This window comes from Sinorhizobium sp. 6-70, assembly GCF_030124375.1.
GTDB lineage: Bacteria > Pseudomonadota > Alphaproteobacteria > Rhizobiales > Rhizobiaceae > Sinorhizobium.
The window spans coordinates 19,637-27,180 of sequence record NZ_JASKLS010000028.1 but is presented as its reverse complement, the minus strand read 5'-3'; the positions used below and the strand labels follow the sequence as shown (position 1 = coordinate 27,180).

The window sequence follows — 7,544 nt, the reverse complement described above, 5'->3', positions numbered from 1 at the left end:
CTCGACCAGCACCTCGCCGGCCTTCGGCCCTTCGAGCTGAACCGTCATGATTTCCAGTGGCTTGCCGGCCTGAGTGGCGACGGCGGCGCGTACGTCCATGTCGTTATCCTCCCTTGCTCCTCATCTCCGCCATGGACCGGTTCGCCAGGATGAGCCCGACAAGATGCAGCCCGTCCAACCATCGGCGGTCACCTGATGCCGATGATACCGCGGTATTTCCGGCATCCGGCATCTTCAGTGTCGCGAGGTACTCGGGCATCACTGCATGATCCTCTCGTCGCGTTCATCGAGCAGCGGGACGCCATAGGAGAGCAGGAGCTCGTTGATTTCCGCCTGGTTGTCCCTGATGAAGGCGTTGAGCGTGCGTTTCCATTGCTGGTCGGACGGCCGTACACCCATCGTGATCCGATAGATCATGCGCTGGCCGCCCTTCTCCCGGGTCAAAGGCACGATTGCCAGGTCGGCGCCGGACTTGCCGGCATAATAACCTGCCATCGGGCCCCAGATCACGGCGGCGTCAATCACGCCTGCCAACATGTCTCGTACCATGAGCTCGGCGACCGACGGCATTATCCGCGTGTCGACCGTCAGCGGATAGACCTTCGCTTTGCGCATCAGCTTTGCGATTGCCATATTCGCGGAGGGTGGCGTTCCCTGGACCACGCCGATTCTCTTGTCTGCAAGTTTCGGATCGGTCAGCGTTTCGACGCCGGCAAGGTCGCCGTCCTTCTTGTACAGCAGCACGTAGGAGGAGCGATAATAAGCATTGGTATTCTGGACCAGCTCGTCTCCCTGCGCGTAACCCATGATGATGTCGCAGCGGTTGGCGCCGAGGGTATTGCGCACAAAACCTGTGATCGAGGGATACCACATGTAGGCGACGGATTTTCGTCCCGTCTTGGCTGCGACCATCTTGGCGAGCTTATCCTCGAAGCCCTCGCCGCTCTGGTCGGAGAAGGGCATGTTGGACGGATCGGCGCAGACCCGCAGCGTGTCCGGATCGACCAGTTCGCCGGCAGCCCCGAGCCCGGCGCCCTGGGATTGCGCTTGCAGCGGCGTCAGCGCGGCCATCACTGTGGAGATGACGGCTGCCCTAAAGGTCCGATGGACGCCATGTGCCATATCATTCACCCATGCAGGATGCCTCGTAAGCCTTCGCCGCTTCGGGCTTGTCAGCCTTCTTTGGCGGGCGACCTCGGGGCGCGGCACCGACGGAGCGGGCGCGCAGGTAGACGTAGATGTCGTCGAGGTAACAATAGACGTTCTTGTTGTCGCCGAACGCCGGCATGACGTTTTCCTTGCCGCCGCCGACGTTCTTGCGTCCCTCCGCAACGATCGAGATGAAAGTCGGATAATCCATGTTCTTCACGGTCGTGGCCAAGGCGGGTGCATAACTCGAGCCGACCCCATCGGGACCGTGACAGACATGACAGTCCGAGTGATAGCGCCGGTAGCCGCTGAAAGTGTACCAGTCGACCGTCCCATCGTCCTGGAACTTGAAAGTCGGGTTTCCCTCCGCATCGAAGTATTTGCCGTCTTCGTCTTTGACTGCTGCGGCTTTTTGCTTGTCGTCTGCCGCTGTAATATTTCCGGGGATCAAGAGTGGGAACGCGGCGCCGAGCGCCAGGGCTACGTTACGAAGGGCCATCAATAACTCCACGCTTTGGAAAACCGGAACGCGACGCTCCAGCAGGACCTATTGGGTTGCACAAATGGGAATGCGGACCGCCCCGAAGTCGTTGCTTCGGGCGGTTGAAGTCTGATGGGGCCGCGCCGGAAACGCAGCCCTATTACTTTTGAACAGGTCATCAGTCCGGAAGACCGAAGACGGTCAGTTGTCCGCCGAGCGTCGTGTATTCCGCCAGTCCGGCATAACCGCCTACCGCACCCAAACCTGCTGTGGCGATGCTTTGTTTTTCTTCGGTCGGAGCGTTCTTACCGGCCACGGCCTGCTGCCAGGCCGCCGCACCCTCGGCTCCCAGAAGGCCGCCGGCGAGCCCGATGCCTGCCCAGCCGCCAACGCCCGACAAGACGGCGATATACTGCTTGCCGCCATGTTCGAACGTGTTGATGTTGCCGATGATGCCGGAGGGCGTCTTGAACCGGTAGAGTTCGTTGCCCGCCGTGTCGACTGCGACGATGTAACCTTCCAGGGTTCCGTAGAAGACCACGTCGCCTTCGGTCGCGAGCGCACCGGACCAGACTGAGAACCGCTCGGGCTTAGACCAGACGATCTCACCCTTGGCAGCGTCCCAGGCAATGAAGTTGCCCATGCCGCCATGGCTTTCCGGGGCCGGATACATCGAGACAGTTGCACCGACATAAGGCTGACCAGCCGTATAGCTAACCTTGTACGGCTCATAGTCCATGCAGACGTGGTTCGTCGGCACGTAGAACAAGCCGGTCTTCGGTGAATAAGCGGCTGGCTGCTGATCCTTCGAGCCGAGGGCGGCCGGGCAGATCCCCGTCGAATTCACGTCCTCGCCGTTCTGCTCGGTGGAGTATTTCGACACGACCTGCGGCCGGCCATACTGGTCGCTCTTCGGATCCATGACGACTTCCGTCGCCCAGTTGACCTTCGGATCGTATTTCTTGGCAACCAGAAGCTCTCCCGTCGCCCGATCGAGGGTGTAGGCAAAGCCGTTGCGGTCGAAATGCACGAGCACGTCGCGCGGCTGGCCGTTGATCTGCATCGCATCGACGAGAATGTTCTCGTTGACGCCGTCATAATCCCACTCGTCGTGCGGCGTCATCTGATATAGCCACTTGGCCATACCAGTATCGACGTCACGTGCCATCAGCGTCATCGACCATCGGTTGTCGCCTGGTCGCTGCACGGGGTTCCAGGTCCCTGGGTTAGCCGTGCCATAGTAGATCAGGTTGAGCTTCGGATCATAGGAGTACCATCCCCACGTCGTACCGCCGCCGGTCTTCCACTCCTCGCCTTCCCAGCTCTTTATGCCCGAGTCAGGTCCGATGGGCTTTCCGAGGTGGGTGGTCTTTTCGGGGTCGACGAGCATTTCGGAGTCGGGACCAGTCGAATAGGCCCTCCAGGCAAGCGACCCGTCTTTCAGGTTGTACGCCGCCATCGAGCCGCGGACGCCATATTCCGCACCCGATATACCGATCAGCACCTTGTCCTTGACGACCATCGGCGCACCCGTGCTGGATTCGGCCTTGCTGCCATCGATCTGTTCGCCATTCTTCACTGACCAGACGACCTTGCCGGTCTTGGCGTCGAGGGCAACGACCGTCGTGTCAGCCTGGGCCAGGATGATCTTGCCGTCGCCATAGGCGACGCCGCGATAGACCGTGTCACAGCACATGATGCCGATTACGTTCGCATCCTGCTTTGGCTCGTATTTCCAGAGGATCTTGCCGTCGTTGTTAAGATCGAGGGCATAGACGTTGTTGGGAAACGGCGTATGGACGTACATGACGTCGCCGATCACCAATGGTCCGCCCTCATGGCCACGCAGAACTCCGGTCGAGAAGGTCCATTTGACCTGCAGGTTTTTGACGTTGTCCTTGGTGATCTGATTGAGTTTGGAATACCGATGATTGGCATAGTCGCCCGTCGGCATAGCCCAGTTCTTCGAGTCGCCCGAAAGCTTCGTCAGTTCGTCATTGGCGAAGGCATTTCCGGCAAGAGCCGCTGTCAGAAGTCCAGCGGCGGTCATCGGCAGATATAGTTTTCCGAGTATGCGCATGCGGATTCCTCCCGATGTCGATGTGGACCCGAGGCGCGTGATCACAATCCTCGGGCGACCACAAGGCCAGCCCAAGCTCTGTCATGCTTGTCGTGGGATATCTGCTTCCTTCAGCGTTTCACGGTTCAGTTGGATGGGCAGAGGGCACCGTTATTGCCCGTCCTCTTGACCGACGCGACTTTTACGCTCCCAAGAGACAAGGCTTGAAGCCGGAAACACTTGGTAGAATAGGCGATTAGACCGGTTAAGGCAAGGTTAAATACACGCTATGCATGCGGCGCAACAACAAAAAAATGCTGCCATGCAACACGTATATTACTAATATTCGCCAGTTTTAATTTTGTTTTGCTGGAGTACTTACTATAATAATACAATGTGCAGAACGGCTAATTCGGCGTACGCCTACGCATTAATACCTGGAGATGTTCATCGTGACCACTGGTAACTTGGGCGTGATCGCCTTCCTCGTGACGTTCACGTGTGCTGCATCGGCATCTGCAACCGGGAGTTATCCGACCGTTGCAATCGTCGACTATGTGTATGGTTGCATGAAAGCCAATGGCGACACACGAGCCGCGCTCGAGAGCTGTTCCTGCTCCATCGACGTCATAGCCTCGATCTTGCCCTACGAACGCTATGAGGCGGCCGCGACGTTCAGGAGCCTGGGGCTTGAGACAGGCGAAAGAGGAGCTCTGTTCCGGCAGACTGCGCCGGCGAAATCCGCCGTCGCCGAACTGAGACGCGCGCAGGCTGAAGCGGAGGTCCGCTGCTTCTGACGCCTACGCGATTCACACCGCGTCCGGAAACCGCTTGTGAAAATCCGAAACGAGGTTGTTGAGCGCCGGCGCGTCGCGCAAGTGGCGCGAGAGGCCGACGTCGAAAATACCGAGCACCTGCGCCGGGCGGGGTGAGAGCACGATGATACGATCAGCAAGCAGGAGGGCCTCGCGCAGATTGTGGGTCACCATCAGAGCGGTCGTGGGCCGCGCCGCCCACACCGTCATCAGGAGACGGCGCAATCTGTCGGCGGTGCGCTCGTCGAGCGAGGCGAAAGGCTCGTCCAGAAAAAGAATGGCGGGCTCCGTCGCAAAGGCCCTTGCCAGGGCGGCGCGCCGCGCAAGGCCAAGCGAAAGCTCCGAAGGGTAGAGCGACCGCATTGCCGAAAGACCCAGGATTTCGAACAGCCAGTCCAGCGCCTTGTCCCTGAGGTGGGGAGACAGCGCAAGGCGGACATTCTGCTCCACCGTCCGCCAGGGGAGAAGCACCGGCTCCTGGAAGACCGCAGCAATGCGGTTGGAGCCGCCTTCGGGCAACTGATAACTGCCCGAAAACTGCCGATCGAGACCCAGCAGGATCCGCAGTGTGGTGGTCTTGCCGCAGCCGGACGGCCCCAGCAGACAAGCGAATTCGCCCTGCCTCACCTCGAAGGAAAGTCCGCGCAACGCGACAATCGTAACGCCTTCCGCCGACCGGAACGTCTTCTCGGTAATGTCGACCTTAAGCGGGGCGGCGACGCCAGCGGGTTGCATGTCGTTCAAGTGGCTGCACCAGAAGGAGTTCGATCAACAGCATGATGGCCACGAAAGCTAACGTGTAGGCAAGGATGGCGGCAACATCGAATATCTGAAAATAGAGATAGATCTGGAAGCCGACGCCGCTGGAGCGGCCGAGCAGCTCGACGACGAGCACGATCTTCCAGATCAACGCAATGCCGGAGCGCGAGGCGGCGGCGAAATACGGCTGCAACTGCGGCATCAGGACGTGGCGGAGACGGTCGAGCCGCCCCAGCCGGTAGACGGTGGCCATTTCCGCAAACCGGGGGTCGAGCGCGCGCGCACCCTCCCGCATGGTGACGACGACATTGGGTATCTTGTTGATCGCGACCGCGCCGATCGCGGCAGCCTCCGTCAGGCCGAACCAGATGTAGGCAAGCACGATAACGACCAGGGCCGGGAGGTTGAGAAAAAGGACAAGCCACGGATTGAAGAAGGAATCCGCCCGCCGGTGCGTGCCGAGCAGGACACCGATGACGGACCCGACGACCATGGCGACAACGTAGGCGGCTGCGACCCGCCAAAGCGTCATCGCCAGGTGATAGCCAAGATCGCCACTCGCGGCCTCCTTGACAATCACCCGCCAGACCTCGAGCGGCGGCGGAAACGCGCGGCTCGGCCAGATCTCGGCCGCAAGGCTCCAGAGCAGGCACAATCCGAGGAGCGATGCCACGGCCGTCACTGCAGGCAGCATGCTGCCGATCCCACGGGGGACGGTGCGCCTGCGCCGGCTTGCGGATGCGCCGTTTTCTGATCCGAAGCCTGCCGTCATGTCTTCAATGCAGCCCAGAACGTCCCCGGCGCCATGTGGCGCGCCTCGCCGACGAGCTTTTCGCCGCCCAGTTCTGCAAGGACGTCATATAGCTTGGCGGCATCGCTTTCCTCTTCGGCGAGAGGCCGGCTCGGAATGCCTTCACGATAGCGATCACGCAGCACCTCGAGTTCCCTGCCCTCGGCTCGCACGATAGGCGCCAGACGCTGCCATTCGGCGTCGGAATGAGCCAGAAGCTTCTTGGCCTGCGCGCTTGCCCTGACAAAGTTCATCGCCACATCCGGGTTTTCATTCGCCCACTTGTCGTGAAATACATATCCCAAGGCCGAGACCGGCCCCGACGCCCCGAGCGCCCTCGCCGCGTCGTCAGCGCCAATCAGGCGGCGGAAGCCGTTTGCCTCCAGCCGCGCGCAGAAGTGCCAAAAATTCAAGACCGCATCGAGCTCGCCGGAGACAGCCTTTTCCGACAGCAAAGGCGGGGCGCCGAAAACAATCTCGCTCTCCTTGGTCAGATCGATCTTGTTGTCGCGCCGCGCAAGCCCTTGGATCAGAAGCCAGCTCTTGTCGAGCGATCCGCCCGTCACGCCGATTTTCTTCCCCGCAAGGTCGGGGATGGCACGGATCGGCGCATCCTCCTTGACCATGATGGCGCCAACGGCGGTCGAATAAGGCGCGAGCGTGAGATCCTCGCCCTGCGAACGCTGGCGCGACACCCACAACCAGTCGGAAACGATGACGTCCAGGTCGCCCGCCAGCATCGCCACGTTGGTGGCGTCCTCGCCGGCGAAATAGACGACTTCCACGTCGATGCCGTTGGCGGCATCGAATTTGTTGTGCTTGATGGTGTCGAGTTCCCAGTTCACCGTGCCGAACTTCAGGACGCCTACCCGTATCTTCGAAGCCGGTGGGGCTGCCGCGGCATGGAAGCCCAGAGGACTTGCCACTGCTAGCAAACCCGCCGCGCAGAGCGCGCGCCGCGATATGTTCATGATGCCACCTCCCAACAACGCAATATCACGTTTCCCCGTCCTTCCCGGGGAACGCGCATTTCCATCGCACGATTTTCAACGTCGGATGGCTCTCGGACCACTTCGCGATCTCGGCCGGAGCCAACGCCATGCATTGGAAAAGGGATCCGCGCGTCTCGAAATACAGGTGCTCAGTGCGGCAACTGGTGGGGTTGGCCAACATGCAGACGGTCAGGACGAGATCGACGAGGTTCAATAGAGCACCTTTCCCTGCGCGAACGCGCATAACAATCACGTTCGCTCGCATGCTTTGCACGCAATCGACGCTGGCCTTCACGAGGTGCCCGATGGAAGGCCTAGGAGGAGGATACGCGTGCGATAAACGAGCGTCAATTCGTCCGCGAACCTCCGCCTGCTGCACGATTCCTCATATCGAAATCGTATTGAGGACAAAATCATGTAGCGATTCAAGGTGCTGCAGCGACCTTTGCGCGTCTCAAAAAGACGCACGGCGCCGTAGGCTTCCGGTAGCGGCGGACCG

The 7,544-nt window shown here is 60.4% G+C and carries 8 protein-coding genes; 1 reads left to right on the top strand and 7 read right to left on the bottom strand.

Going from position 1 to position 7,544, the window contains the following annotated elements; all coding sequences use genetic code 11:
• Positions 1-258: 258 nt before the first annotated feature.
• The 3 genes from QN222_RS30110 to QN222_RS30100 all read right to left on the bottom strand — a co-directional run bounded on the left by QN222_RS30110 (position 259) and on the right by QN222_RS30100 (position 3,680).
• Positions 259-1,122, bottom strand: coding sequence for a quinoprotein dehydrogenase-associated putative ABC transporter substrate-binding protein (locus tag QN222_RS30110; protein ID WP_283964374.1), 864 nt, complete (start codon positions 1,120-1,122; stop codon positions 259-261).
• Between the two features lies 1 nt (position 1,123).
• On the bottom strand, positions 1,124-1,648 hold the full coding sequence (locus QN222_RS30105) for a c-type cytochrome, methanol metabolism-related (RefSeq protein ID WP_283964375.1): 525 nt from the start codon (positions 1,646-1,648) through the stop codon (positions 1,124-1,126).
• A gap of 160 nt (positions 1,649-1,808) precedes the next feature.
• Complete coding sequence (locus QN222_RS30100) at positions 1,809-3,680, bottom strand: methanol/ethanol family PQQ-dependent dehydrogenase (RefSeq protein ID WP_283964395.1); 1,872 nt, start codon at positions 3,678-3,680, stop codon at positions 1,809-1,811.
• A 482-nt stretch (positions 3,681-4,162) separates the two neighbouring features.
• Between QN222_RS30100 and QN222_RS30095 the strand changes: the two genes are divergently transcribed.
• Positions 4,163-4,486 carry a hypothetical protein gene (locus QN222_RS30095; protein ID WP_283964396.1) on the top strand — a complete coding sequence of 108 codons (324 nt, stop codon included), beginning with the start codon at positions 4,163-4,165 and terminating at the stop codon, positions 4,484-4,486.
• Between the two features lie 12 nt (positions 4,487-4,498).
• Here QN222_RS30095 and QN222_RS30090 read toward each other — a convergent pair whose 3' ends face one another.
• From QN222_RS30090 to QN222_RS30075, 4 genes are all read right to left on the bottom strand, one after another.
• Positions 4,499-5,239 (bottom strand): ABC transporter ATP-binding protein, encoded by a 741-nt coding sequence (locus QN222_RS30090; protein ID WP_283964397.1) that lies wholly within the window; start codon positions 5,237-5,239, stop codon positions 4,499-4,501.
• Positions 5,208-5,957, bottom strand: coding sequence for an ABC transporter permease subunit (locus QN222_RS30085; protein WP_283964376.1), 750 nt, complete (start codon positions 5,955-5,957; stop codon positions 5,208-5,210). Before QN222_RS30085 ends, QN222_RS30090 begins: the two co-directional genes overlap by 32 nt.
• Positions 5,958-6,031: 74 nt before the next feature.
• Positions 6,032-7,024, bottom strand: a complete 993-nt coding sequence (locus tag QN222_RS30080; protein ID WP_283964377.1) for an ABC transporter substrate-binding protein — start codon at positions 7,022-7,024, stop codon at positions 6,032-6,034.
• A gap of 25 nt (positions 7,025-7,049) precedes the next feature.
• Complete coding sequence (locus QN222_RS30075) at positions 7,050-7,259, bottom strand: hypothetical protein (protein ID WP_283964378.1); 210 nt, start codon at positions 7,257-7,259, stop codon at positions 7,050-7,052.
• Positions 7,260-7,544 lie beyond the last annotated feature (285 nt).